Source organism: Nocardioides marmotae (assembly GCF_013177455.1).
Taxonomy (GTDB): Bacteria; Actinomycetota; Actinomycetes; order Propionibacteriales; family Nocardioidaceae; genus Nocardioides; species Nocardioides marmotae.
Window position 1 is genome coordinate 2,440,116 of the sequence record NZ_CP053660.1, and the last position, 22,650, is coordinate 2,462,765.

The window sequence follows — 22,650 nt, forward strand, 5'->3', positions numbered from 1 at the left end:
GTTCTCAAGGATCACACGCACCCCGCCCTCACCCTTTCGGGCCGGCTGCGGAGGCAACCTGCAGAAACTTACCGGTTCCGATCCTGCCGCGCAACTCCGGGGAGCTGCGCGATCCGGTTGGACCCGGGCCGCGACGATGCCACCTCCGGCCTGGTGGTCTCTCGACCGGCCTGAAGCGGTGAACCGCGGCGAGGAAGAACATTACACCTGCCTCGGGGTCGTGCCAAATCAGGCGGTCGTGCGCGGCGTACGGGCCTTGGCCGGGCGGTAGATCGAGACCGTCGGGTGGCCGGTGACCCAGAAGCGCCACGGCCGCTCGGGGGCACCGCGGAGCCCGACCCGGGGCCCGCTCGAGCACGTCGCGGGCGGCTCCCCCGGCTCGAGCAGGATCGGCCCGACGGCCAGGTCGGTGCCGTCGTGGTCCAGGGCGATGCCCAGCGCCCGGCACAGGCGGGCCGGCCCGCGGGCCAGGTCGCGGTCGGTGGAGCCGGGCCGGCGCTCGCGCGCGACCTCGATGCCGGCGACGACCTCGCCGGCGCGCAGCAGCACCGCACTGGGGTCGCCCGCGCCGCCGGTGACGACGTTGCAGCACACGTGCATGCCGTAGGTGAAGTAGCAGTACAGGTGCGCGGCGGGGCCGAACATCGTCGCGTTGCGCCGGGTCATCCCCCGGTAGGCGTGCGAACCCGGGTCGGCCGGGCCGGCGTACGCCTCGACCTCGGTGAGCCGGACGGCGACGTCGCCGTGACGGAGGACCGCTCCGAGGAGCCGGGGCGCGACCTGGTCGACCGGCCCCGCGAGGAGGCCGGCCAGCTCGTGGTGACGCTCAGCCGAGCCGGGCACGGTAGGAGGCCGCGCGCTCGGTCAGCTCGACCAGCTGCTCGCGCACCCGCACCGGGGCGGTGCCGCCACGGCCGTCGCGGGAGGCGACCGACCCCTCCGCGGTGAGCACCTCGCGCACGGCGGGGGTCAGGTGCGGGGAGATCGCGGCGAGCTGGTCGTCGGTGAGCTCGTGGAGCTCGATGCCGTGCTGCTCGCACTCCCGGACGCAGGCGCCGGCCAGCTCGTGGGCGACCCGGAAGGGGACGTCCTGGCGGACCAGCCACTCCGCGACGTCGGTGGCCAGCGAGAACCCCTGCGGGGCGAGCTCGGCGAGCCGGTCGCGGTCGAAGACCAGCGTGGCGACCATCCCGGTGAACGCCGGCAGCAGCACCTCGAGGGTGTCGACGGAGTCGAAGACCGGCTCCTTGTCCTCCTGGAGGTCGCGGTTGTAGGCCAGCGGCAGCGCCTTGAGCGTGGCCAGCAGCCCGGCCAGGTTGCCGACCAGACGACCGGCCTTGCCGCGAGCGAGCTCGGCGATGTCGGGGTTCTTCTTCTGCGGCATGATGCTCGACCCGGTCGACCAGGAGTCGTGCAGCGTGACGAAGCCGAACTCCTTGGTGGCCCAGAGGATGACCTCCTCGGCGAGCCGGCTGACGTCGACCCCGACCTGGGCGGCGACGAAGGCCAGCTCGGCGACGAAGTCGCGGGCGGCGGTGCCGTCGATGGAGTTGGCGGTGGAGCCGGTGAACCCGAGCTCGGCGGCGACGCCGGTCGGGTCGAGCCCGAGGGACTGGCCGGCGAGCGCGCCCGAGCCGTACGGCGAGTCGGCGGCGACGCGGGCGTCCCAGTCGAGCAGCCGGTCGACGTCGCGCAGCAGCGGCCAGGCGTGGGCCATCAGGTGGTGGGCCAGCAGCACCGGCTGGGCGTGCTGGAGGTGCGTGCGGCCCGGCATGATCGTGGGCTCGGGCTCGAGGTGGTCGCGGGCCTGCGCGGCGAGCACGTCGACCAGGTCGAGCACCTGCGAGGCGACGACGCGGGCGTGGTCGCGGAGGAACACCTTGAACAGGGTCGCGATCTGGTCGTTGCGGCTGCGGCCGGCCCGCAGGCGGCCGCCGACCTCGGGGCCGACCTCCTCGAGGAGCAGCCGCTCCAGGGCGCCGTGGACGTCCTCGTCGGACGGGTCGGGGTGGAGCTCGCCGGCGGCGTACCGCTCCCCCAGCACGTCGAGGCCGCGCCGGAGCTCGGCGAGGTCGGCGTCGGAGAGCAGGCCCGCGCGGTGCAGCGCGTTGGCGTGGGCCCGGGAGCCGGCGAGGTCGTAGGGGGTGAGCCGCCAGTCGAAGTGGGTCGAGCGCGACAGCGCGTCCAGCTCCGGCGACGGGCCGCCGGCGAACCGGCCGCCCCAGAGCTTGCCCTCGTTGGTGGTGCTCACTTACCTGCCTCCTCCGACCGCGTCCACCGCGGTCCGCATGATCCTCGTGAGGTCACCGCTCACGGCGGTGCCATCCTCGTCCAGCGCCTCCGGGGTCCACCACGCGGCCCGGTCGATCGTGCCCACCTCCAGCGGCTCGAGACCGCGGAAGTGCACCTCCTGGCCGGCCGCCAGGTCGAGCCGGACCGCGAAGTAGGTCTGGTCCTGGACCAGGTGCCAGGGCCCCCAGTCGAACGCGACGGTCTCCCGGTGCACCGGCCCGACCAGGTCGGCGGCCGCGACCACCACCCCGGTCTCCTCGTGCATCTCCCGCGCGGCGGCCGCCACCAGCGGCTCCCCCGGCTCGAGGCCGCCGCCGATGGTGAACCAGTACGGCGAGCCGGGGTCGGCGGGGTCCCACCCGTGCAGGAGCAGGACCTCGCCGGCCGCGTTGACCGGCAGCACGCGGGCGCAGACGCGCTCGCGCACCGGTCGGGTGGAGGTCGTCACGAGGCGACCGCGGGGGCGTTCATCAGTCGGTGCCGAACTCCATGGCGGCGGCGTCGAGCGCCTCCTCCTCGGTGCCCGTTGCGTACGTCGGGTTCTCGGTGATCCGGTCGTAGCCGCCGGGCGGCAGCTCCCCGAAGAGCGTGCCGTTCTCGACCAGCACCTGGCCCTGGTCGAGCGGCTGGCCGGCGTACTGCTCCAGCTTGGCCCGGGAGTCGGCGATGTCGAGGTTGCGCATCGTGAGCTGGCCGATCCGGTCGACGGGGCCGAACGCGGCGTTCTCGGTGCGCTCCATCGACAGCTTGTCGGGGTGGTAGGAGAACGCGGGGCCGTCGGTGGCGAGCACGGTGTAGTCCTCGCCGCGGCGCAGCCGGATGGTGACCTCGCCGGTCACCAGCGAGGCGATCCAGCGCTGGATGGCCTCGCGGATCATCAGCGCCTGCGGGTCCAGCCACCGGCCCTCGTAGAGCAGGCGACCCAGGCGGCGGCCCTCGTTGTGGTAGCTGGCGATCGTGTCCTCGTTGTGCACCGCGTTGACCAGGCGCTCGTAGGCGATCCACAGCAGCGCCATGCCCGGCGCCTCGTAGATGCCGCGGGACTTGGCCTCGATGATCCGGTTCTCGATCTGGTCGGACATGCCGAGCCCGTGACGACCACCGATGGTGTTGGCCTCGTGGACCAGCGCGACCGGGTCGTCGTACGTCGTGCCGTTGATGGCGACCGGGCGGCCGGCCTCGAAGCGGACCGTGACGTCCTCGGTGGCGATCTCGACCGAGGGGTCCCAGAACTTCACGCCCATGATCGGCTCGACGGTCTCCAGGGAGACGTCGAGGTGCTCGAGGGTCTTGGCCTCGTGGGTGGCGCCCCAGATGTTGGCGTCGGTGGAGTACGCCTTCTCCTTGCTGTCGCGGTAGGGCAGGCCGTGCTCGGTGAGCCACTGGCTCATCTCCGTGCGGCCGCCGAGCTCGGTGACGAAGTCGTGGTCGAGCCACGGCTTGTAGATGCGCAGGTCGGGGTTGGCCAGCAGGCCGTAGCGGTAGAACCGCTCGATGTCGTTGCCCTTGAACGTCGAGCCGTCGCCCCAGATGTCGACGCCGTCCTCGTGCATGGCGCGGACCAGCATGGTGCCGGTGACGGCGCGGCCGAGCGGGGTGGTGTTGAAGTAGGCCCGGCCGCCCGAGCGGATGTGGAAGGCACCGCACGCGAGCGCGGCCAGTCCTTCCTCGACGAGCTGGCTGCGGCAGTCGACGGCGCGCGCGATCTCCGCGCCGTACTGGAGCGCGCGGTCGGGGACGCCGGAGATGTCGGGCTCGTCGTACTGCCCGATGTCGGCGGTGTAGGTGCAGGGCACGGCGCCCTTGTCGCGCATCCAGGCGACGGCGACGGAGGTGTCCAGGCCGCCGGAGAACGCGATGCCGACGCGCTCACCCTTCGGCAGCGTGGTGAGGACCTTGCTCACTTCTCATATCTCCTTGAGGGGGCTGGTGGGGGCGGAGGAGTCCGCGAGGGCGAGGAAGCGCTGCGCGAGCGCGTCCCCTCCGTCCGCGTCGCGTCCGATGACGAGGATCGTGTCGTCCCCGGCGATGGTGCCGAGGACGTCGGGCAGGCCGGCGCCGTCGAAGGCGGAGGCCAGGAACTGGGCGGCGCCCGGCGGGGTGCGCAGGACGACCAGGTTGGCGCTCGCCTCCGCAGAGACGAGCAGCTCGCCGAGGAGCCGGGCGAGGCGGGACGCGGCGGCGACGGTGTCGACCGGCGGGGCCGGGCGGCGGTCGCCGCCCTCGGCGGGCACGGCGTAGACCAGCGCACCGGAGGACGCGCGGACCTTGACCGCGTCGAGCTCGAGGAGGTCGCGCGACAGCGTGGCCTGGGTGACCCGCATGCCGCTCTCGGCGAGCGCGTCGGCCAGCTCGGTCTGCGACCGGATCTCGCGGTGCGTCACCAGCTCCACGATCCGGCGGTGCCGGGCGTTCTTGGTAGCCGGTCGCAGCGCGTGCTCGGTCATCACCGCTCCCCCGCCCCTGCCCTCTCGAGCAACCAGGCGAGCACGGCCTTCTGGGCGTGGCGGCGGTTCTCCGCCTCGTCCCACACCACGCTCTGGATCCCGTCGAGGACCTCCGCGGCGATCTCCTTGCCGCGGTAGGCCGGCAGGCAGTGCATCGCGATCGCGTCCGGCTTCGCGGTCTCGAAGAGCGAGGTGGTGACGGCGTACGGCGCGAACACCTCGGTGCGCGCCGCGGCCTCCTCCTCCTTGCCCATCGAGACCCACGTGTCGGTGACCACGACGTCGGAGCCCTCGGCGGCCTCGCGGGGGTCCTCGACCCAGGTCGCGCTGCCGCCGGTCTCCGCGCCGATCTCGTTGGCGCGGTCGAAGACCTCCTGCGGCGGGGTGTAGCCCGCCGGGGCGCTGATCCGCACGTGCATCCCGGCGGTCGTGCCGGCCAGCAGCCAGGAGTTGCCCATGTTGCAGGCGCCGTCGCCGAAGAAGGTGACGGTCAGCCCGGCGAGCTCGGGCTTGTGCTCGCGCACCGTCATCAGGTCCGCGAGCAGCTGGCAGGGGTGGAAGTCGTCGGTCAGCGCGTTGATGACCGGGACGCCCGAGTGCTCGGCCATCTGCTCGAGGTCGCTCTGGGCGAAGGTGCGCCAGGCGATCGCGGTGGCCTGGCGGCCCAGGATCCGGGCGACGTCGGCGACCGACTCCCGCTCGCCGATGCCGGCGAGTCGGCCGTCGACGACCATCGGGAAGCCGCCCAGCTCGGCGATGCCCGCGCCGAAGGAGGCCTGCGTGCGCAGCGTGGGCTTGTCGAAGACCAGCGCGACGGTCCGCGGGCCCGCGAGCGGGTGGTGGTCGTACGGCGCGGCCTTCATCGCCGCTGCGAGCTCGAGGACCTCGGCCTGCTCGGCCGGGGTCAGGTCGTCGTCGCGGAGCAGGTGGCGCATCAGGAGCCCTCCAGGTCGCTCGCCCCGGCCGCGGCGTAGGCGTCGTCGAGGATGCGGGGCCAGGCGCGCAGCAGCGCGTCGGCGTCGTCGTCGGTGAGGACGAGCGGAGGCACCAGCCGGATCCGGCCGGGCGTGGTGTTGTTGAGCACGAAGCCGTGGCGCAGACCGGCCGCGACGACCTCGGCCGCGGCCTCGGCGGTGAGGTCCAGCCCGATCATCAGGCCCTCGCCGCGCACCTCGGAGACCCGCGGGTCGGCGGTGAGGCCGTCGCGCAGCTTCTGGCCCAGGACGGTGGCCCGCTCGAGCAGGCCCTCGGCCTCGATGGTGCCGATGACGGCCAGCCCCGCGGCGCAGGCCACCGGGTTGCCGCCGAAGGTGGTGCCGTGGTTGCCCGGCTGGAGCAGCGCGCCGGCCTCGCCGAGGCCGATGCAGGCGCCGATCGGGAAGCCGCCGCCGAGGCCCTTGGCGACGGTGACGATGTCGGCGCGGACACCCTCGGAGGCGAACCAGCGGCCGGTGCGGCCCATGCCGGTCTGCACCTCGTCGATCCACAGCAGGGCGCCGTGCTCGTCGGCGACGGCGCGCGCGGCGGCGAGGTAGCCCGCGGGCGGGACGACGACGCCGGCCTCGCCCTGGATCGGCTCGACCAGGATCGCCGCGGTCGCGTCGGTGACCGCCGCGGCGAGCGCGTCGGCGTCGCCGTACGGCACGAAGGTGACCTCGCCGGGCAGCGGCTCGAACGGCGCGCGGTAGGCCTCCTTGGAGGTCAGCGCCAGCGCGCCCATCGTCCGGCCGTGGAAGCCGCCCTCGGTCGCCACGACGTGGGTGCGGCCGGTGCGCCGGGTCAGCTTGAACGCCGCCTCGTTGGCCTCGGCGCCGGAGTTGGTGAAGAAGACCCGGCCGTCGGCGGGCGTGCCGCCGCCCAGCAGCTCGAGGAGCTTCTCGGCCAGCGCCAGCTGGGGCTCGGTGGTGAAGAAGTTCGAGACGTGGCCCAGCGTGGAGAGCTGGGTGGTCACGGCCTCGACCAGCGCCGGGTGGGCGTGGCCGAGCGCGTTGACCGCGATGCCGCCGAGGAAGTCGACGTACTCGTTGCCGTCGGCGTCCCACACGTGGGCGCCGGCGCCGCGCACCAGCTGCAGCTTGGGCGGGCCGAAGGTGTTCATCAGGCTGGCGGCGTACCGCTCCCGGGCCTGCTGCATCGTGTCGCTCGACGTGGCGCTCATTCCGAGTCCCTCACCTTCCGGGTCTTGGTCTCCACACCGGGGAGGACCTGGGTGCCGACGCCCTCCTTGGTGAAGAGCTCCAGGATCACCGCGTGCGGCTCGCGGCCGTCGACGACGGTGGCCCGCGGCACGCCCTCCTGGACCGCCTTGAGGCAGGCGCCCATCTTGGGGACCATGCCGGAGGCGAGGCTCGGCATCATCTCCTCCAGCGCCTCGGGGCTGATCTCGCCGATGACGTCGGTCGGGTCCGGCCAGTCGAGGTAGAGCCCCTCGACGTCGGTGAGGACCAGCAGCTTCTCGGCGCCCAGGGCCACGGCGAGCGCGGCGGCGGCGGTGTCGGCGTTGACGTTGTGCACGGTGCCGTGGGCATCGGGCGCGACGCTGGAGACGACCGGGATCCGGCCGGCCTCGATCAGGTCGAGCACCGACTCCGGGCGCACGCTGGTCACCTCGCCGACCAGGCCGAGGTCGACCTCCTCGCCCTCGACCACGGTGCTGGCCGGGACGGCGGTGAACAGCCCGGCGTCCTCACCGGAGCAGCCGACCGCGAGCGGGCCGTGCTCGTTGATGAGCCCGACGAGCTCGCGCTGGACCTGGCCGACCAGCACCATCCGGACGACGTCCATCGCCTCGGGGGTGGTCACGCGCAGGCCGCCGCGGAACTCCGACTCGATGCCGAGCCGGTCGAGCATCGAGGAGATCTGCGGCCCGCCGCCGTGCACGACGACCGGCTTGAAGCCGGCGAAGCGGAGGAACGCGATGTCCTCGGCGAACGCGCGCTTGAGCGTCTCGTCGGTCATGGCGTTGCCGCCGTACTTCACCACCACGATCTTGCCGTGGTACTTCTTCAGCCACGGCAGGGCGGCCGCGAGGGTGCGGGCCTTGGCCTGGTCGGGCTTGCTGGTGTCGAAGGCGCCCGTGGGGCTGCTGGAGTCGTTCATGAGGAGTACGCGCTGTTCTCGTGGACGTAGCCGTGGGTCAGGTCGTTGGTCCAGACGGTCGCCCGCTCGGTGCCGGACTTCAGGTCGATGGTCACGCTGACCTCGCGGCCGGTCAGGTCGACCTCGGTCGGGTCGGCGTGCGGGGTGGACTGGCGGCAGACCCAGACGCCGTTCATCGCGACGTCGAGGTCGGCGGGGTCGAACCGGGCGGACGTGGTGCCGATGCTGGCCAGCACGCGGCCCCAGTTGGGGTCGTTGCCGAAGACCGCGGCCTTGAACAGGTTGCTGCGCGCCACGCTGCGGCCGACCTCGACCGCCTCGTCCTCGGTCGCGGCGTTGATGGTCGTGATCGCGATCTCGTGGTCGGCGCCCTCGGCGTCCTTGAGCAGCTGCATCGCCAGGTCCGTGCAGGCCTGGGTCAGCGCCTCGGTGAAGTCGTCGAGGCTCGGGGTGATCCCGCTGGCCCCGCTGGCCATCACCGTGACGGTGTCGTTGGTCGACATGCAGCCGTCGGAGTCGAGCCGGTCGAAGGAGACCCGGGTCGCCGCACGGAGGGCGGTGTCGAGGTCGGCGGCCGGGACGACGGCGTCGGTGGTCAGCACGACCAGCATGGTGGCCAGCTGCGGGGCCAGCATGCCGGCGCCCTTGGCCATGCCGCCGATCGTCCAGCCGGCCCCCTCGACCACGACCTGCTTGCTGACCGAGTCGGTCGTCATGATCGCCTCGGCCGCGTCCTGCCCGCCGTCGGGGCCGAGGGCGGCGTACGCCGCGTCGACGCCGGCGAGCAGCTGGGCGCGGTCGTTGGCCAGCCCGATGAGCCCGGTCGAGCAGACGACGACGTCGATCGCGCCGATGCCGAGGTGGTCGGCGACCTGTTCGGCGACCGCGTGGGTGGTCTGGAAGCCGTCGGGGCCGGTGTAGCAGTTGGCGCCGCCGGAGTTCAGCACGACCGCGCGGACCGTGCCGTCCTTGACGACCTCCTGGCTCCACAGGACCGGGTTGGCCTTGCAGCGGTTGGCGGTGAAGACGGTGGCGGAGTCGTGGGTCGGGCCGTCGTTGACGACCAGCGCGACGTCCTTGCCGCCGCTGGTCTTCAGGCCGGCCTCGACGCCGGCGGCGCGGAAGCCCTGGGGGGTGGTGACGCTCATCAGGGTGCGACTCCGATCGTGGTGAGGCCGGTGCCCTCGTCGAGGCCGAGGGCGAGGTTCATGCACTGCACGGCGGCGCCGGCCGTGCCCTTGGCGAGGTTGTCGACGGCGCCCACCGCGACCAGCCGGCCGGCGGCCTCGTCGACCGTGGCCTGCACGTGGACGGCGTTGGAGCCGGTGACCGACTTCGTCTGGGGCCACAGGCCCTCGGGGAGCACGTGGACGAACGGCTCGTCGGCGTAGGCCTTGACGTAGGCCTCGCGCACGTCGTCGGCGGTGACGCCCTCGACGAGGCGGGCCGAGCAGGTCGCGAGGATGCCGCGCGGCATCGGCACCAGCAGCGGGGTGAAGCTGACGGTCACCCGCTGCCCGGTGGCCTGCTCGGGGAGCAGCCCGGTGAGGTTCTGGGTGATCTCGGGGGTGTGGCGGTGGGTGCCGCCGACGCCGTAGGCGCTCGCGTTGCCCATCACCTCGCTGCCGAGCAGGTGCGCCTTGGGGGCCTTGCCCGCGCCGCTGGTGCCCGAGGCGGCCACGACGACGACGTCGGGCTCGACGAGGCCGGCGGCGACCGCGGGCGCGAGGGTCAGGGTGGAGACGGTCGGGTAGCAGCCGGGGACGGCCACGCGGGTCGCGCCGCGCAGCACCTCGCGCTGGCCGGGCAGCTCGGGGAGGCCGTAGGGCCAGGTGCCGGCGTGGTCGCCGCCGTAGAAGCGCTCCCACTCCGCGGCGTCCTGGAGCCGGAAGTCGGCGCCGCAGTCGATGACGACCGTGGTCGGGTCGGCGGCCTGGAGCTCGGCGGCCAGCGCGCCGGACTGCCCGTGCGGGAGGGCGAGGAAGACCACGTCGTGCCCGCCGAGGGTCCCGATGTCGGTGCGCTCGAGCACGCGCTCGGCGAGCGGCACGAGGTGCGGTTGGAGCACGCCGAGGCGCTCCCCCGCGTTCGAGGCGCCCGTGAGGGCGCCGATCTCGACGTCGGGATGGGCGAGGAGGTGCCGCAGCAGCTCCCCTCCGGCGTACCCGCTGGCTCCGGCGACAGCGACGCGCTTCCTGGTCATGTGCATGACCATACCGAAGTCCGAATGCCTATGCGACAGGGGTCTTGCAGACCGGTCGTGGTCCTCGTCACTCGCTCGGGCGACCGGAGCCAGAGGCTAGCGTCAGGACATGCCCGATGCCGCGCTGGGTCTTCCGTACCCGGTCTACCTCGACCACATCCGCGGCGAGTCCCGTCGCTTCCGCGAGGTGCTCGCCACGTGCGACCCCGCCGCGCGGGTCCCCTCGTGCCCGGACTGGACCGCGGCCGACCTGCTCTGGCACCTCGCCGAGGTGCAGGGGTTCTGGGCGCGGATCGTGCGGGAGCGGCCCAGCCCGCCGGACGAGGACTCCCCCGGGCCCGAGCGCCCGGCGACGTACGAGGGGCTGCTGGCGGCCTTCGACGAGCAGTCCGCCGCGCTGGTCGCCGAGCTGGAGGCCGCCGGCCCCGACGCCGCCGCCTGGCACTGGGCGCCGGTGCGGACCGTCGGCACGAGCTACCGCCGCCAGGCCCACGAGGCGTTGATCCACCGGCTCGACGCCGAGCAGGCCGCCGGGGCGGAGACGCCGCTCGACCCCGCGCTCGCCGCGGACGGCGTGCTGGAGCTGGTCGACGTGATGTACGGCGGCGAGGCGCCCGCCTGGGGGCGGTTCGAGCCGTCGGCACACCTGGTGCGCCTCGACCTCCTCGACCGGGGCGCCTCGATCCTCCTCCGGCCCGGGACCTTCACCGGCACCGAGCCGGAGTCGCGCCGGACCTTCGACGGGCCGCACGTGCAGGTGGTCGCGCGTGAGGCGGCCGCGGGCGACGGGAGCTCGGCGTCGGCGGTCGTCGCGGGCACCGCGGAGGACCTGGACGCCTGGCTGTGGCAGCGCCGCGACGACAGCCGGATCACCGTCACCGGCGACCCGGCGGCGTACGACGCCTTCCGCGCGGCGGTCACCCAGCCGTTGGACTGACGTGCCTTCGGGCGGGCCGCGCGGGACCCGCCTCCAGCGCTCGCGGCCCGTCAGGCGGAGTGGTCCCCGAGCGCGGCGGCGCGGGAGGCCAGCACGCTGCCGGGGAAGTCCAGTGGCGCGTCCAGGTCGACGTGGTAGACGGACGGGTCGTCCACCCGGGCCAGGGACAGGGCCCTCGGGGTTCAGCCCACTGGCGTGGACCACGACGCCCACCTCGGCGAGCCCGGTGGTGAACGCGGCCCAGGCGGGGCCGGCGAGGAGGAGCCGCGCCGTCACCGCCTGCCCGTCGATGCGCCACGTGACAGTGGGCCAGGAGCGCCAGCGGTCGGCCTCGGCCTCCATCCGCGGGACGTCACGGGTCCGGTCGAGCAGGAGCCGCGCCGCGTCGAGGGCGAGCGCATGCTCGAACGACTCGCTCTCGTGGCGCAGCGGCCCGTGCGGCTCCGCGGGGAACGAGCCCACGACGGCCCAGGTGCGCCCGGGGACCCGCTCAACCTGGTGGCCGTGCGCGAGCCAGACACCGTCCAGGGGCCGGCCGGCCTGCCCGTGGAGGTGGTCGAGCCACCGCGAACCGGTCCACGAGTCGTCGAGGCCGTACGCCGGCGCGCCGAACGGCGGGTGGGAGTGCGTCACGAGCGACACGATGCCACCGTCCCGGGGCCCGTGGGACCCGCCCCGTGCCGGGGTAGTCACGGACGTCTCGGTCCGTGACTACCCCGGGGACGGACAGAAACGTCCGTGACTATCCCCCAGGGGCTCCCCAGTGGCGCCCCTCAGGTGCGCTGCGTGGCGCCGGTGCGCTCGGCGGCGCGGGCGACGGCGGCCTCGCGGGCGCCGACGATGTCGTCCTCGGTGAGCGTCCGGTCGGGGGCCCGGAACCGCAGGGCGAAGGCGAGCGACCTGCGCCCCTCGCCGACCTGGTCGCCGGTGTAGACGTCGAAGAGCCGCACCGACTCCAGCAGCTCGCCGGCCCCCTCGCGGAGCGCGGCCTCGACCTCGCCGGCCGGGACGTCGGCGTCGACGACGAGGGCGACGTCCTCCTTGGCGACCGGGTAGGTCGAGAAGGCCGGCGCCGGGCGCAGGTGCACCGCGTGCTGGAGCAGGACGTCCAGGTCGACCTCGGCGGCGACCGAGCGGGCCGGGAGCCCGAGGGTCGTGCAGACCCGCGGGTGCAGCTCGCCGGCGTGGCCGACGACCACGTCGCCGAGCAGCAGCTCGGCGCAGCGGCCGGGGTGCCACGGGGCCAGCGCGGCCGGGCGGGTGGTGAGCTCCAGGCCGAGCGCGTCGGCGACGACCCGGACGCCGGCGACGGCGTCGGTCCAGTCCACGGGCCGGCCGGCGCCCCACCAGCCGGCGGGCGCGGCCTCGCCGGTAGCGACCAGGCCGAGGTGGAGCGGCTGGTCCGGGAGCGCGTCGAGGAGCTCGGCGAGCTCGGCGGCGGTGGGCCGGCGGTCCACGGGCAGGATCGGCGCCGGGCCGGTGGCCCGCGGGAGGGTGACCGAGGCGGTCTCGAAGATCGCCACCGAGGTGTTCCCGTGACCGACGTTGCGGGCGGCCGTGCGCAGCAGCGCCGGCAGCAGCGTGGTCGTCATCGCCGGCGCCTCGGCCGACAGGGGGTTGGACAGGCGCAGCAGGGTGCGGCGCGGGTCGTCGGCGGGGATCCCGAGGGCGTCGAGGTCGGCGTCCCCGACGAAGGGGAAGTCCACGACCTCGACCCAGCCGGCGCCGGCCAGGGTGCGACCGACGCGGCGGCGCAGCGCCTGGGCGCGGGTCAGGCCGCGGCCACCGGGCGCCTTCGGCAGCACCGACGGGATCCGGTCGTAGCCGCGCAGGCGCACGACCTCCTCGACCAGGTCGTGGGGGTCGCGGATGTCGGGGCGCCACGGCGGCGGGGTCGCGACGACCTGGTCGCCGTCGCGCTCGACGGCGCAGCCGACGGCCTCGAGGTCGGCGACGACCTGGTCGGCGTCGACGTCGAGCCCGGAGATCCGCGCCGGGAGGGAGACCGCCATGGTGATCGGCGCGGCCGCCGGCGGGGTGCCGACGACGGTGTGGCCGGGGTCCGCCGTCGCGCCGCCGTACGTCGTCAGGAGCTCGACGACGCGGTCGGCCGCGGCCTCGCAGATCGTCGGGTCGACGCCGCGCTCGTTGCGCTTGCCGGCCTCGGAGCTGATCTTGTGGCGCTTGCCGGTGCGGAACATCGACGTGGCGTCCCAGTGCGCGGACTCCACGAGGATCCGGGTGGTGCTCGCCGACATCTCGGTGGTCTCCCCGCCCATCACGCCGCCGAGGCCGATGATCCCGGAGTCGTCGGTGACGACGAGGTCCTCCTCGGAGAGCCGCCGCTGGGTGCCGTCGAGGGTCGTGAGCGTCTCGCCGGCGCGGGCGCGGCGCACCCGGATCGTGCCCTGCACCTTGTCGGCGTCGTAGCCGTGGATCGGGCGGCCGGTCTCGAGCATGACGTAGTTGGTCACGTCGACGGCCAGCGAGATCGGGCGCATGCCGGCGGCCTGGAGGCGCTGGGCGATGAAGTCGGGCGTGGGGGCCTCGGGGTCGAAGCCGGAGACCGTGCGGGCCACGAAGACCGGGCAGCCCTCGGCGTCCTCGACCTCGACCGGCCAGCCGGCGTCGTCGGCCGGCGGGGTCTCCCGCAGGGCCGGGTCGCGGAAGCCGGTGGCGCCGGCGACGGAGACCTCGACGTCGCGGGCGATGCCGCGCAGCGAGAGCCCGTAGGCGCGGTCGGGGTTGACCTCGAGCTCAATGATCTCCTCGTCGAGGCCGAGCAGCGGCCGGACGTCCTGGCCGGGCTCGCCGGCGTCGGCGGGCAGCACGATGATCCCGTCGTGGTCCTCCCCGAGGCCGAGCTCGCGGGCCGAGCAGATCATCCCGGCCGAGACGTGGCCGTAGGTCTTGCGCGCGGAGATCGCGAAGCCCCCGGGCAGCACGCCGCCCGGCAGCACCACGGCGACGAGGTCGCCGGGGGCGAAGTTGTGGGCGCCGCAGACGATGCCCTGCGGCTCGCCGGTGCCGTTGGCCTCGCCGACGTCGACGGTGCACCAGTTGATGGTCTTGCCGTTCTTCTGCGGCTCGGGCTCCATCGTGAGCACCCGGCCGACGACGAGCGGACCGGTGATCTCGGCGCCGGGGCTGTGGATCGCCTCCAGCTTCAGGCCGGTCATCGTGAGCCGCTCGGTGAGCTCGGCGGTGGAGACGTCGGCGGGGACGTCGACGTACTCCTTGATCCAGGACAGGGGGGCCTTCATCGTCTTCCCTTAGATCTCGGTGCCGAATGCGGCGCTGAAGCGGACGTCACCCTCGAAGAGCGGGCGCAGGTCCCCCAGGTCGTGGCGGAACATGAAGCTGCGGTCGATGCCCATGCCGAAGGCGAAGCCGGTGTAGGTCTCCGGGTCCACGCCGCAGGCGATGAGCACCCGCGGGTTGACCACGCCGCAGCCGCCCCACTCGATCCAGCCCTCGCCGCGGCAGGTGCGGCACTCGGCGGAGTCGACGCCGCGGCACACGAAGCACCGCACGTCGACCTCGGCGGAGGGCTCGGTGAAGGGGAAGTACGACGGCCGGAAGCGCGTGTCGATGCCGGCACCGAACAGCTGGCCGGCGAGGTGGTCGAGCGAGCCCTTCAGGTGGGCCATCGTGATGCCCTCGTCGACGACCAGGCCCTCGACCTGGTGGAACATCGGGCTGTGCGTCGCGTCGTACTCGTCGGTGCGGAAGACGCGGCCCGGGCAGGCGACGTAGATCGGCGGCTTGCGGGTCAGCATGGTGCGCGCCTGGACCGGGGAGGTCTGGGTCCGCAGCACGACGTGGTGGTCGACCGGCTCGGTCCAGAACGTGTCCTGCAGCGTCCGCGCGGGGTGGTCGGGCCCGAGGTTGAGCGCGTCGAAGTTGAGCCACTCGGCCTCGACGACCGGGCCCTCGGCGATCTCCCAGCCCATCGCGACGAAGATGTCGGCGATCAGCTCGGACTGCAGCGTGATCGGGTGCCGGCCGCCGGTGCGGACGCGGTCGGTGGGCAGGGTGACGTCGACGGTCTCCTCGACGAGCATCCGCTCCTCGTGCTCGACCTCAAGCACGGCCTGCCGCTCCCCCAGCGCCTTGTTGACCGCGCCGCGGGCCTGGCCGATCCGCTGGCCGGCCTCCTTGCGCGCCTGCGGCGGCAGCGCGCCGATCTCGCGGTTGGCCAGCGCCAGCGGCGAGCGGTCGCCGGCGTGGTCGAGGCGCACCTGCTTGAGCTCGGCGAGGTCGCCGGCGGCGGCGATGGCGGCGAGCGCGGCGTCGCGCGCGGACTCGACCTCCTCGGGCTTCAAGGGTGTGACCTCCACGGGGTCGTAGTCGGTGTTGGGTCCGGACATGGCGCGCGCCTCTCGAAGCTGGTGACCGGGCGGTCGTCGGGCTGACCCGGGTCGACGGGTCAGTCTAGGAACCCAGGTGGCCCGCCCGCGAACCGGACCGGCAGGCGCACGCGGGCCGGGCCGGGCGGGTCGACCCGGCGCGCACTGCCGCACCCGCTGCGGCGCGACCTCAGCCGGCGACGGGCGCGGCGCCGCCTCCGCTCCCGGCCCCGCTCCGGCGCCGACGACGCCGGAGCAGGAGCAGGGTGGCGAGCGCCAGCGCGGTCGCGCCGACCGTGAGGGCGAGGAGCAGCTCGCGCCAGTACCAGGTCCACAGGGCGTCGCGGGTGCCGAGGAAGGACTCGTGCGGACCGGCCGCCAGCGCGTGCACGACCAGGACCAGGCAGAAGGACTGCATCCGGTGGTGCACCGCGACCAGCGACCGCGGGCCGTCGGTGTCGAGCAGGACGCTGTGGGCCGTGTTCGAGCGGGTGGGCACGACCGGGTCCTCGCCGGACCAGGACGGCTCGCAGTGGTCGAAGTCCGCGACCGCGCGGGGGTCCAGCTCGTGGCCGCCCTCGAGGGAGAAGCGACGCACCGTGGCGTCCGGCGTCTCGCCGAGCCCCGCCTCGACCAGCGCGACGGTGGCGCCGTCGGGCGAGACGCCGGCGCGGGGGCGCGGGTCGGCGGCGCCGGCCCACGGCCCTCGGGGGCGCAGGACCCGGCGCTGGACGGCGCCCGTGACGACGTCGGTGGCCGTGGCGGTCCAGGCCTCCCCCGGTCGTCCCGCCCGCGCGACCCGGACGGTGACCGCGCGGCCGGCGGCGTCGAAGCCCGCCGGTGTGCCGTCGGGGACCCGGGTGACCGCGCCCGTGCCGAGGTCGAGGACCGCGGCGTGCTCCTGCCCGAGGCGGGGTCGCTGCGCGACGAGGACCAGCACCGATCGCGCGTCGCCCGACCACCGGGCGGCTCGCGGCACCAGCTGGTAGGCCCCGCGGCGCAGCTCGGCGCGGTCGGTGGACGTGCCGAGGTCGGGGAAGACCTTCCGCGTGCCGGTGACCAGGTCGTGCAGCTCCAGCGGCTCGCCGGGGACCGTGGAGGAGGCGGTCAGGAGCCACCGGCCGTCGGGTGAGAGGGAGGGGACGCCGGGCGGCAGCGCCCACAGCTGGCCGCGCGGGCCGAGGGCCAGGGCGCGGCGGTTGCCGAAGTCGTTGTCGTAGAAGGTGCCGGCCAACGCGCCGGGCCGGTCGGGCAGCGGCGGCGCCGGCCGGGCGAAGCCGATCCGCTGCGGGTAGCCGTCGGCGCTCGTCGCGGTGGACGTCGCGGTGGACGTCGCTGTGGACGGCCCGGCGCCGGTGACGAGCCCGACGGCCTGGAGGACGGTCGCGACCGCCAGGGCCGCGCCCAGGGACCCGACGGCCACTCTCGTCCACCGGCCGCTGCGCACCCGAGCAACGCTAGGGACGCGGCCGGGGCGTGGCGTCACCGAAAGAGGGGATCGACCGATGCGGACCGTTGCGTCCGCGGAGGGGTCCGCCCTACTCGCAGGCCACTCCGTCGCCGTCGCCGTCCAGGTGCGGTCCGTACCCCGGCTCCCCTCGGCGCACGGGGGCGGCGCCGGCCGCGCGGGCAGCGGTGCAGTTGGCGAAGGGCTGCGCGTCCCCACCGGGCGCAGCCGGCGGGCTGCCCGTGAGCGGCGCGCCGGGGTCGCTGAGGTCGTGGTCGACGCGGACGGGAGCTCCCGAGCCCGGCACCCGCGCCTGGCCGGGGCACGAGGCGAGCACCCGCTCGATCGCGTCCCGCTCCGCGGGGGTGACCCACAGGCCGTACTTGCCCTTCACCTCCACCTGGCGCGCGACGTAGGCGCACCGGAAGCGCTTGCTCGGGGGCAGCCAGGTGGCCGCGTCGCCGTCGCCCTTCTGCCGGTTCGCGGACGCCTCGACCGCCAGCAGGTTCAGCGGGTCGTTGGCCAGCGCCGCCCGCTTCCGGATGTCCCAGCGGTGCGCACCGGTGGCCCAGGCGTTCCCCAGCGCCACCACGTGGTCGATGTCCACCAGGGTCCCGTCGCCGCGGACGAAGTCGATGCGGGTCCCGGTGTAGGGGTCCTCGAGCGTCCCCGCGAGCACCACGCAGTCCCGGGTCCCCTGCTGGAACGTCAGGCCCCTCAGGTGCACCGCGAGCACGTCGTTGCGGGTGTCGCAGCCGTTCCGGTCCGCGTCGAGCCAGGCCGGACCGAAGCGGGCGCGGTCGTAGCCGGTCATCGGCGCCCGGCCCTTCACCGGGAGCTCCGCCAGCAGCGCCGCGGCCGTGCCCGCACCGGGGCGGCCCGCTCCGGGCTCCCCAGGCGCTGTCGCGGACGTGCTCGCGGACGGGGTCGCGGACGGGGTCGCCGGTCGGGCCGGGTCCGTGGCGGCGTACGGCGCCTCGGTCGGGTCGAGGCTGCACCCGCCGGCCAGCGCGAGCGCCGCCAGGACGGCGGCGACGGTCCTCACCCACCGCGATGTCGGGCGGGCGCGCCGTGCGGACGTGGCGGGGGCTGGGCTGCGGTGCACGGGACGAAGCATCCCCGAGCACCCCCGCTCGACCTCACGCGGCTCGCGCGGACCGGCCAGCCGAGGGCTGGTCGACGGCGCATCGTCGGCACGCGCCAGGATGTGCGCCATGTCGCGAGCCACGACCCTCCTGCCCGGCGCCGCCTATGCAGCCCTGGCGATCGCCGACACCGTCGCCGCCGGTACCGGTCGCCGCCGACTGCGCCGCGTCCTGAAGCCTGCCCTGATGCCGACCCTGGCGGCGGCCTTCCACGCCGACCTCCGCGATCGCGGTGCGCACCCCGGGACCAGGACGCTGCGCCGCGGGACGGCGGCGGCCCAGGCACTCTCGTGGGGCGGGGACGTCGCCCTCCTCGGCACCGGCGAGCGCGCGCTGCTCACCGGCCTGGGGTCGTTCCTCGGCGCTCACGTCGCCTACATCGCGGCGTTCTCGTCGGTGCGCGGCGACACCCGGCACTACGACACCGCCGGCCTCAAGGTCGCGCTCGGGGCGTGGGCGACCCTCGCTCCCCTGACGAGCGTCGCCGCCGGTCGCCGGGACCCGGCGCTCCGGGGCCCGGTCGCCGCCTACGCGACGATCCTCGCCGCGATGTTCGCGAGCTCCCGGATGCTGGACCCGGCGCTGCCGCCGGAGGCACGCCGCCGCCTGCAGGCCGGTACGGCGCTGTTCCTCCTCTCCGACAGCGTGCTCGCGGCCCAGATGTTCCTCCTCCGCGAGCCCCGCCCCGCCCTCGAGGCGGTCGTCATGGCGACCTACACCGCCAGCCAGGGCCTGATCGCGGCGGGCGTCGCCCGCGCGACCTGACCCACCGCAGCGATAGAGGCCCGCCCGGTCACTCCTGGCGGCGGTCCTCGCTCGGCCAGGTGGTGACCAGCCGGGCGCCGCCGCCCGGGGCGTCGGCGATGGTGACCGTGCCGCCGTGGGCCCGGACGAGGCCGTGGACGAGGTAGAGCCCGAGGCCGGACCCGCCCCGGGCGCCGCCCTTCCAGAACTTGGTGAACACCCGTCGGCGCATCTCCTCCGGGATCCCCTCGCCCTCGTCGTCGACGGTGACCCGGACGCCCGGGGGGTCGGTCTCGTGGCCCGGGGCGACCGCCTCGACCAGCACCCGGACCGAGCCGTCGCCGTGCCGGACGCCGTTCTCGACCAGGTTGGTCACCACCTGGGTGAACTTGTCCGGGTCGACGTGCACCGTGGGCAGCCCGTCCCCGTGGGGGTCGACCACCAGCTCCACCGCCCGGGCGGTGCCGGCCTGCACCGACTCCACGATCCGGGTCACCAGCACCGCGGCGTCCGAGGGACGCGGGTAGAGCTGGAGGCGGCCGGTGTCGATCCGGGCGACGTCGAGCAGCTCGGCGATGAGCCGGCTGAGCCGGTCGGCATCGGCGCTGACCGTGGTGAGCATCAGCTTCTTCTGGTCGTCGTTGAGCTTGTCCCAGCGGTTGAGCAGCGCCTGCACGAAGCCCTTGACCCCGGTCAGCGGCGAGCGCAGCTCGTGGGCCACGGTCGCGACCAGGTCCGAGCGCTCGCGGTCGAGCCGGGCGCGGCCGCGGCCGGACCGGAGCGTCACCGCCACCCGGCGCACCGGCTGGTGGACGCCGTCGCGGTGCAGCCGCGCGGCGACCAGCACCTCGGTCCCGTCGGGGAGCAGCCAGGACTGCTCGGGCACGCCGGTGCGCGTGGCGAGCCCGGCGTACGGCGTGTTGCAGGCCACCCACGCGCGGCCGTCCTGGTCGCGCAGCGCGAGGACCTCCGCGAGCGGGCGGCCCACCGCCTCCTCGGGGGTCACGCCGAGCATCCGGGCGGCCGGGGCGGAGACCAGCTCCACCTGCTGGTCGGCGTCGGCGACGACCACTCCGTCGGGCAGCGAGTCGGCGAGGGCCTGGGCGTCCACGACGACCACCCTAGGCGGGGCCGCGCCCGCGCCCGGTCAGGTCAGCCGGGTCAGGTCACGGTCGCGGGTCGGTCCGGGTCCACCGCTTCTCGTCGCGGCGGTGGCCGGTCCCGGCGAGGCAGCGGTGGCACACCGAGGAGACGCGGTCGGCGTCACGGCCCGTCGCCGGCTGAACGTCGGCCCACTCCACGTGGGAGAAGCGGCCGAGCCCGGCCTTCTTCACCGGGATCCCGCAGACGGTCTGGTTGGTGCCGGGCAGCCAGGCGTGCACCTCCCCCGCGGGGGTGCGGAACCCGTCGGGGTCGGTCCAGGAGTCCGTGGCCGCCACCTTCGCGCGCATGCGCAGCAGGTTCCCCGCCCGGTTGCCGGCCAACCGGGCCCGCGAGCGGGTCCGGCCGGCCCGGCTCAGGCGCGGTGGGCGCGCGCGGAGGCGTAGAGGCAGAGCGCGGCCGCGGTGGAGAGGTTGAGGCTCTCGGCGCGGCCGTGGATCGGGATGCGGACCCGGTGGTCGGCGAGCGCGGCGAGCTCGTCGGGCAGGCCCCACGCCTCGTTGCCGAACAGCCACGCCGTCGGGCGGGCGAGCAGCGGCTCGGCCTCGGGGGCGTGCAGGTCGACCTCCCCGGCGCCGTCCGCGGCGAGCACCAGCAGGCCGGCGTCCTGCGCGGCCCGCACGGCGGACGCCGCATCGGGCTCGACCGCGAGCGGCACGTGGAACAGGCTGCCCACGCTCGCGCGCACGGTCTTGGGGTTGTGGGCGTCGACCGAGCTGCCGGCGAGCACCACGAGGTCGGCCCCGGCGGCGTCGGCGCAGCGCACGACGGTGCCTGCGTTGCCGGGGTCGCGGACGTCGGCGCAGAGCGCCGCGAGGCGGGTCTCCCGGTCCGCGGCGAGCAGGTCGGCCAGCGGGCGGTCGAGGTGGCGGCAGAGCGCGACGACACCGGCGGGGGTCACGCTGTCGCTCAGGGACGCGAGCGCCTTGTCCTCGACCAGCGTCCACGCGACGCCGGCCCGCTCGGCGGCCGCGACCAGCGCGGCGTACGACGCCGTGGCGGCGACGGTGGCGAAGACCTCGACGACCGTGCCGGGCCGACCGAGGGCGCCCTCGACGGCCTTGGGGCCGTCAGCGAGGAACAGCCGCCGCTCGGAACGTACCGAGCGACGGCTGAGCCTGCGTGCGTCCTTGACGCGAGTGTTGCTCGCGGCCAGGGGCGGGATCGTCGTCAGGCCGACGCCTCCGCCTTGGGAGCGTTGACGTCCTCGGGGAGGGCGTTCTTGGCGACCTCGACGAGCGCGTTGAACGCGGCGACGTCGTTGACGGCCAGCTCGGCCAGGATCTTGCGGTCGACCTCGACACCGGCGAGGTTGAGGCCCTGGATGAAGCGGTTGTAGGTCATCCCCTGGGCGCGGGCCGCAGCGTTGATCCGCTGGATCCACAGCTTGCGGAAGTTGCCCTTGTTCTTGCGCCGGTCGTTGTAGCTGTAGACCAGCGAGTGGGTGACCTGCTCCTTGGCCTTGCGGTACAGGCGCGAGCGCTGGCCGCGGTAGCCGCTGGCGCGCTCGAGGGTCGTACGGCGCTTCTTCTGGGCGTTGACTGCCCGCTTGACGCGTGCCATCTGTGTTGCTCCTTGGTGCTCAGGGTCTCGACGGGCTCATCGGCGGGTGCCGACGACCCATCCGTGGAACGGGGTGGGGCGAGGTCAGAGACCCAGCATCTTCTTCGCGCGCTTGACGTCGGCCTTGGCCAGCTCGACCGTGCCGCTCATCCGGCGGGTGACCTTCGAGGGCTTCTTCTCGAGGTTGTGCCGCTTGCCGGCCTTCTCGCGAAGGATCTTGCCGGAGCCGGTCACCTTGAACCGCTTGCCGGCGCCGGAGTGGCTCTTGTTCTTGGGCATCTGTTGTCTCTCTCTCGTCGTCCTGCCGTCGGCACGGTGGCACCGCGGCGGAAGTCTGTGGGCGAGCTCGTCAGGGCTCGGTCCGGTGCCGACTCAGGCGTCGATCTCCGGGTCGAGGTTCTCGGAGCGACCGCGCTCCTTCTTCTGCGCGACCGGGCCGGCGGCGTGCGCGGCGTCGCGCTCGGCACGCTCCTCGGCCACGACGGCGGCACGCTCGGCGCTCTTGGCCTCCTTCGCGACCTGCTGGTCGACCTTGGCGTCGGCCTTCTTCTTGTGCGGGCCGAGGACCATGATCATGTTGCGGCCGTCCTGCTTCGGCGCCGACTCGACGAACCCGAGGTCGGTCACGTCCTCGGCGAGCCGCTGCAGCAGACGGAAGCCCAGCTCGGGACGGTGCTGCTCACGACCACGGAACATGATCGTGATCTTGACCTTGTCCCCGGCCTTGAGGAACCGCACGACGTGACCCTTCTTGGTCTCGTAGTCGTGCGCGTCGATCTTCGGACGAAGCTTCATCTCCTTGATGATCACGTTCGTCTGGTTCCGACGGGCCTCACGGGCCTTCTGGGCGTTCTCGTACTTGAACTTGCCGTAGTCCATGAGCTTGCAGACCGGCGGGCGCGCCATCGGAGCCACCTCGACCAGGTCGAGGTCGGCCTCCTGCGCGAGGCGGAGGGCGTCGGCCGTCGGCACGATGCCGACGGTCTCGCCGTTGGGTCCAACGAGGCGGACCTCGGAAACCCGGATCCGGTCGTTGATACGAAGCTCGGTGCTGATGTGTCCTCCTGGTGGCTACGTGGCCGGAGCCCGCCGTGCTCCCTCGGTCCGGGAACGACGAAAAGGCCTCCGCTGACGCAAGCGGAGGCCTGTCACTACCAGTCACCAGGAACGGGCACGTCGGACGCGCTCGCTCCGGCCGGAGCACTTCAGGACCGGACCCGACGACCTCGCGGTCGATGCGGGTGGGAGACGGATGGTGCTGGT

Annotated in this window: 22 protein-coding genes and 1 pseudogene; 2 read left to right on the plus strand and 21 right to left on the minus strand. The window is 74.3% G+C overall.

Annotated elements, in window-relative coordinates; translation table 11 throughout:
* Positions 1 to 228: 228 nt before the first annotated feature.
* The 10 genes from HPC71_RS11775 to argC are packed head-to-tail and all read right to left on the minus strand — an operon-like array spanning position 229 to position 10,047.
* Positions 229 to 843 carry a DNA-3-methyladenine glycosylase gene (locus tag HPC71_RS11775; RefSeq protein ID WP_171896718.1) on the minus strand — a complete coding sequence of 205 codons (615 nt, stop codon included), beginning with the start codon at positions 841 to 843 and terminating at the stop codon, positions 229 to 231.
* Positions 827 to 2,251 (minus strand): argininosuccinate lyase, encoded by a 1,425-nt coding sequence (argH, locus tag HPC71_RS11780; RefSeq protein WP_171896719.1) that lies wholly within the window; start codon positions 2,249 to 2,251, stop codon positions 827 to 829. The genes HPC71_RS11775 and argH overlap by 17 nt, the downstream gene beginning before the upstream one ends.
* The gene (locus tag HPC71_RS11785; RefSeq protein ID WP_154617230.1) at positions 2,252 to 2,740 is read right to left on the minus strand and encodes an NUDIX hydrolase; all 489 of its coding nucleotides are present in this window, start codon (positions 2,738 to 2,740) and stop codon (positions 2,252 to 2,254) included.
* A 22-nt stretch (positions 2,741 to 2,762) separates the two neighbouring features.
* Positions 2,763 to 4,196: an argininosuccinate synthase gene (argG, locus tag HPC71_RS11790; protein ID WP_171896720.1), complete on the minus strand. Its 1,434-nt coding sequence runs from the start codon at positions 4,194 to 4,196 to the stop codon at positions 2,763 to 2,765.
* 3 nt (positions 4,197 to 4,199) lie between these two features.
* The gene (locus HPC71_RS11795) at positions 4,200 to 4,739 is read right to left on the minus strand and encodes an arginine repressor (RefSeq protein ID WP_154617232.1); all 540 of its coding nucleotides are present in this window, start codon (positions 4,737 to 4,739) and stop codon (positions 4,200 to 4,202) included.
* On the minus strand, positions 4,739 to 5,677 hold the full coding sequence (gene argF, locus HPC71_RS11800) for an ornithine carbamoyltransferase (RefSeq protein ID WP_154617334.1): 939 nt from the start codon (positions 5,675 to 5,677) through the stop codon (positions 4,739 to 4,741). Before argF ends, HPC71_RS11795 begins: the two co-directional genes overlap by 1 nt.
* Positions 5,674 to 6,897, minus strand: coding sequence for an acetylornithine transaminase (locus HPC71_RS11805; RefSeq protein WP_154617234.1), 1,224 nt, complete (start codon positions 6,895 to 6,897; stop codon positions 5,674 to 5,676). Before HPC71_RS11805 ends, argF begins: the two co-directional genes overlap by 4 nt.
* On the minus strand, positions 6,894 to 7,838 hold the full coding sequence (gene argB, locus HPC71_RS11810; protein WP_154617236.1) for an acetylglutamate kinase: 945 nt from the start codon (positions 7,836 to 7,838) through the stop codon (positions 6,894 to 6,896). Before argB ends, HPC71_RS11805 begins: the two co-directional genes overlap by 4 nt.
* The gene (argJ, locus tag HPC71_RS11815) at positions 7,835 to 8,986 is read right to left on the minus strand and encodes a bifunctional glutamate N-acetyltransferase/amino-acid acetyltransferase ArgJ (protein WP_154617238.1); all 1,152 of its coding nucleotides are present in this window, start codon (positions 8,984 to 8,986) and stop codon (positions 7,835 to 7,837) included. The genes argB and argJ overlap by 4 nt, the downstream gene beginning before the upstream one ends.
* Positions 8,986 to 10,047 (minus strand): N-acetyl-gamma-glutamyl-phosphate reductase, encoded by a 1,062-nt coding sequence (gene argC, locus HPC71_RS11820; RefSeq protein ID WP_154617240.1) that lies wholly within the window; start codon positions 10,045 to 10,047, stop codon positions 8,986 to 8,988. The genes argJ and argC overlap by 1 nt, the downstream gene beginning before the upstream one ends.
* A 103-nt stretch (positions 10,048 to 10,150) precedes the next feature.
* On the opposite strand from argC, the gene HPC71_RS11825 reads away from it, so the two are divergent.
* The gene (locus HPC71_RS11825) at positions 10,151 to 10,978 is read left to right on the plus strand and encodes a maleylpyruvate isomerase family mycothiol-dependent enzyme (RefSeq protein WP_154617242.1); all 828 of its coding nucleotides are present in this window, start codon (positions 10,151 to 10,153) and stop codon (positions 10,976 to 10,978) included.
* 773 nt (positions 10,979 to 11,751) lie between these two features.
* Here the strand turns inward: HPC71_RS11825 and pheT are convergent.
* From pheT to HPC71_RS11845, 5 genes and pseudogenes are all read right to left on the minus strand, one after another.
* Complete coding sequence (gene pheT / locus HPC71_RS11830) at positions 11,752 to 14,241, minus strand: phenylalanine--tRNA ligase subunit beta (protein WP_154617244.1); 2,490 nt, start codon at positions 14,239 to 14,241, stop codon at positions 11,752 to 11,754.
* A 9-nt stretch (positions 14,242 to 14,250) separates the two neighbouring features.
* Positions 14,251 to 15,348, minus strand: a complete 1,098-nt coding sequence (gene pheS, locus HPC71_RS11835) for a phenylalanine--tRNA ligase subunit alpha (protein WP_154617246.1) — start codon at positions 15,346 to 15,348, stop codon at positions 14,251 to 14,253.
* 169 nt (positions 15,349 to 15,517) lie between these two features.
* The gene (locus HPC71_RS11840; RefSeq protein ID WP_154617248.1) at positions 15,518 to 16,774 is read right to left on the minus strand and encodes a hypothetical protein; all 1,257 of its coding nucleotides are present in this window, start codon (positions 16,772 to 16,774) and stop codon (positions 15,518 to 15,520) included.
* Positions 16,775 to 16,865: 91 nt separating this feature from the next.
* Positions 16,866 to 17,111, minus strand: a complete 246-nt coding sequence (locus HPC71_RS21085) for an excalibur calcium-binding domain-containing protein (protein WP_253944003.1) — start codon at positions 17,109 to 17,111, stop codon at positions 16,866 to 16,868.
* A pseudogene (locus HPC71_RS11845) lies at positions 17,085 to 17,891 on the minus strand (HNH endonuclease family protein); the annotation flags it as partial. The gene HPC71_RS21085 and the pseudogene HPC71_RS11845, both read right to left, overlap by 27 nt.
* A 97-nt stretch (positions 17,892 to 17,988) precedes the next feature.
* Here HPC71_RS11845 and HPC71_RS11850 point away from each other — a divergent pair.
* Positions 17,989 to 18,684 (plus strand): lysoplasmalogenase, encoded by a 696-nt coding sequence (locus tag HPC71_RS11850; RefSeq protein WP_171896722.1) that lies wholly within the window; start codon positions 17,989 to 17,991, stop codon positions 18,682 to 18,684.
* A gap of 28 nt (positions 18,685 to 18,712) precedes the next feature.
* Here the strand turns inward: HPC71_RS11850 and HPC71_RS11855 are convergent, their stop codons facing one another.
* The 6 genes from HPC71_RS11855 to infC all read right to left on the minus strand — a co-directional run bounded on the left by HPC71_RS11855 (position 18,713) and on the right by infC (position 22,443).
* A complete protein-coding gene (locus HPC71_RS11855) occupies positions 18,713 to 19,774 on the minus strand; it encodes a sensor histidine kinase (protein WP_171896723.1) in 1,062 nt (353 codons plus the stop codon).
* A gap of 55 nt (positions 19,775 to 19,829) precedes the next feature.
* Positions 19,830 to 20,114: a hypothetical protein gene (locus tag HPC71_RS11860; protein WP_154617254.1), complete on the minus strand. Its 285-nt coding sequence runs from the start codon at positions 20,112 to 20,114 to the stop codon at positions 19,830 to 19,832.
* Between the two features lie 65 nt (positions 20,115 to 20,179).
* Complete coding sequence (locus HPC71_RS11865; protein WP_154617338.1) at positions 20,180 to 20,998, minus strand: TrmH family RNA methyltransferase; 819 nt, start codon at positions 20,996 to 20,998, stop codon at positions 20,180 to 20,182.
* Positions 20,995 to 21,387: a 50S ribosomal protein L20 gene (rplT, locus tag HPC71_RS11870; RefSeq protein WP_154617256.1), complete on the minus strand. Its 393-nt coding sequence runs from the start codon at positions 21,385 to 21,387 to the stop codon at positions 20,995 to 20,997. Before rplT ends, HPC71_RS11865 begins: the two co-directional genes overlap by 4 nt.
* Positions 21,388 to 21,471: 84 nt before the next feature.
* Positions 21,472 to 21,666, minus strand: a complete 195-nt coding sequence (gene rpmI / locus HPC71_RS11875; RefSeq protein WP_154617258.1) for a 50S ribosomal protein L35 — start codon at positions 21,664 to 21,666, stop codon at positions 21,472 to 21,474.
* Between the two features lie 93 nt (positions 21,667 to 21,759).
* Positions 21,760 to 22,443: a translation initiation factor IF-3 gene (infC, locus tag HPC71_RS11880; RefSeq protein WP_171897302.1), complete on the minus strand. Its 684-nt coding sequence runs from the start codon at positions 22,441 to 22,443 to the stop codon at positions 21,760 to 21,762.
* Positions 22,444 to 22,650 lie beyond the last annotated feature (207 nt).

Coding starts and splice junctions, on each gene's coding strand:
- HPC71_RS11795 (WP_154617232.1), bottom strand. CDS start 4,739: ATGACCGAGCACGCGCTGCGACCGGCTACCAAGAACGCCCGGCACCGC.
- HPC71_RS11805 (WP_154617234.1), bottom strand. CDS start 6,897: ATGAGCGCCACGTCGAGCGACACGATGCAGCAGGCCCGGGAGCGGTAC.
- argB (WP_154617236.1), bottom strand. CDS start 7,838: ATGAACGACTCCAGCAGCCCCACGGGCGCCTTCGACACCAGCAAGCCC.
- argJ (WP_154617238.1), bottom strand. CDS start 8,986: ATGAGCGTCACCACCCCCCAGGGCTTCCGCGCCGCCGGCGTCGAGGCC.
- argC (WP_154617240.1), bottom strand. CDS start 10,047: ATGCACATGACCAGGAAGCGCGTCGCTGTCGCCGGAGCCAGCGGGTAC.
- HPC71_RS11825 (WP_154617242.1), top strand. CDS start 10,151: ATGCCCGATGCCGCGCTGGGTCTTCCGTACCCGGTCTACCTCGACCAC.
- pheT (WP_154617244.1), bottom strand. CDS start 14,241: ATGAAGGCCCCCCTGTCCTGGATCAAGGAGTACGTCGACGTCCCCGCC.
- pheS (WP_154617246.1), bottom strand. CDS start 15,348: ATGTCCGGACCCAACACCGACTACGACCCCGTGGAGGTCACACCCTTG.
- HPC71_RS11850 (WP_171896722.1), top strand. CDS start 17,989: ATGTCGCGAGCCACGACCCTCCTGCCCGGCGCCGCCTATGCAGCCCTG.
- HPC71_RS11860 (WP_154617254.1), bottom strand. CDS start 20,114: ATGCGCGCGAAGGTGGCGGCCACGGACTCCTGGACCGACCCCGACGGG.
- rplT (WP_154617256.1), bottom strand. CDS start 21,387: ATGGCACGCGTCAAGCGGGCAGTCAACGCCCAGAAGAAGCGCCGTACG.
- rpmI (WP_154617258.1), bottom strand. CDS start 21,666: ATGCCCAAGAACAAGAGCCACTCCGGCGCCGGCAAGCGGTTCAAGGTG.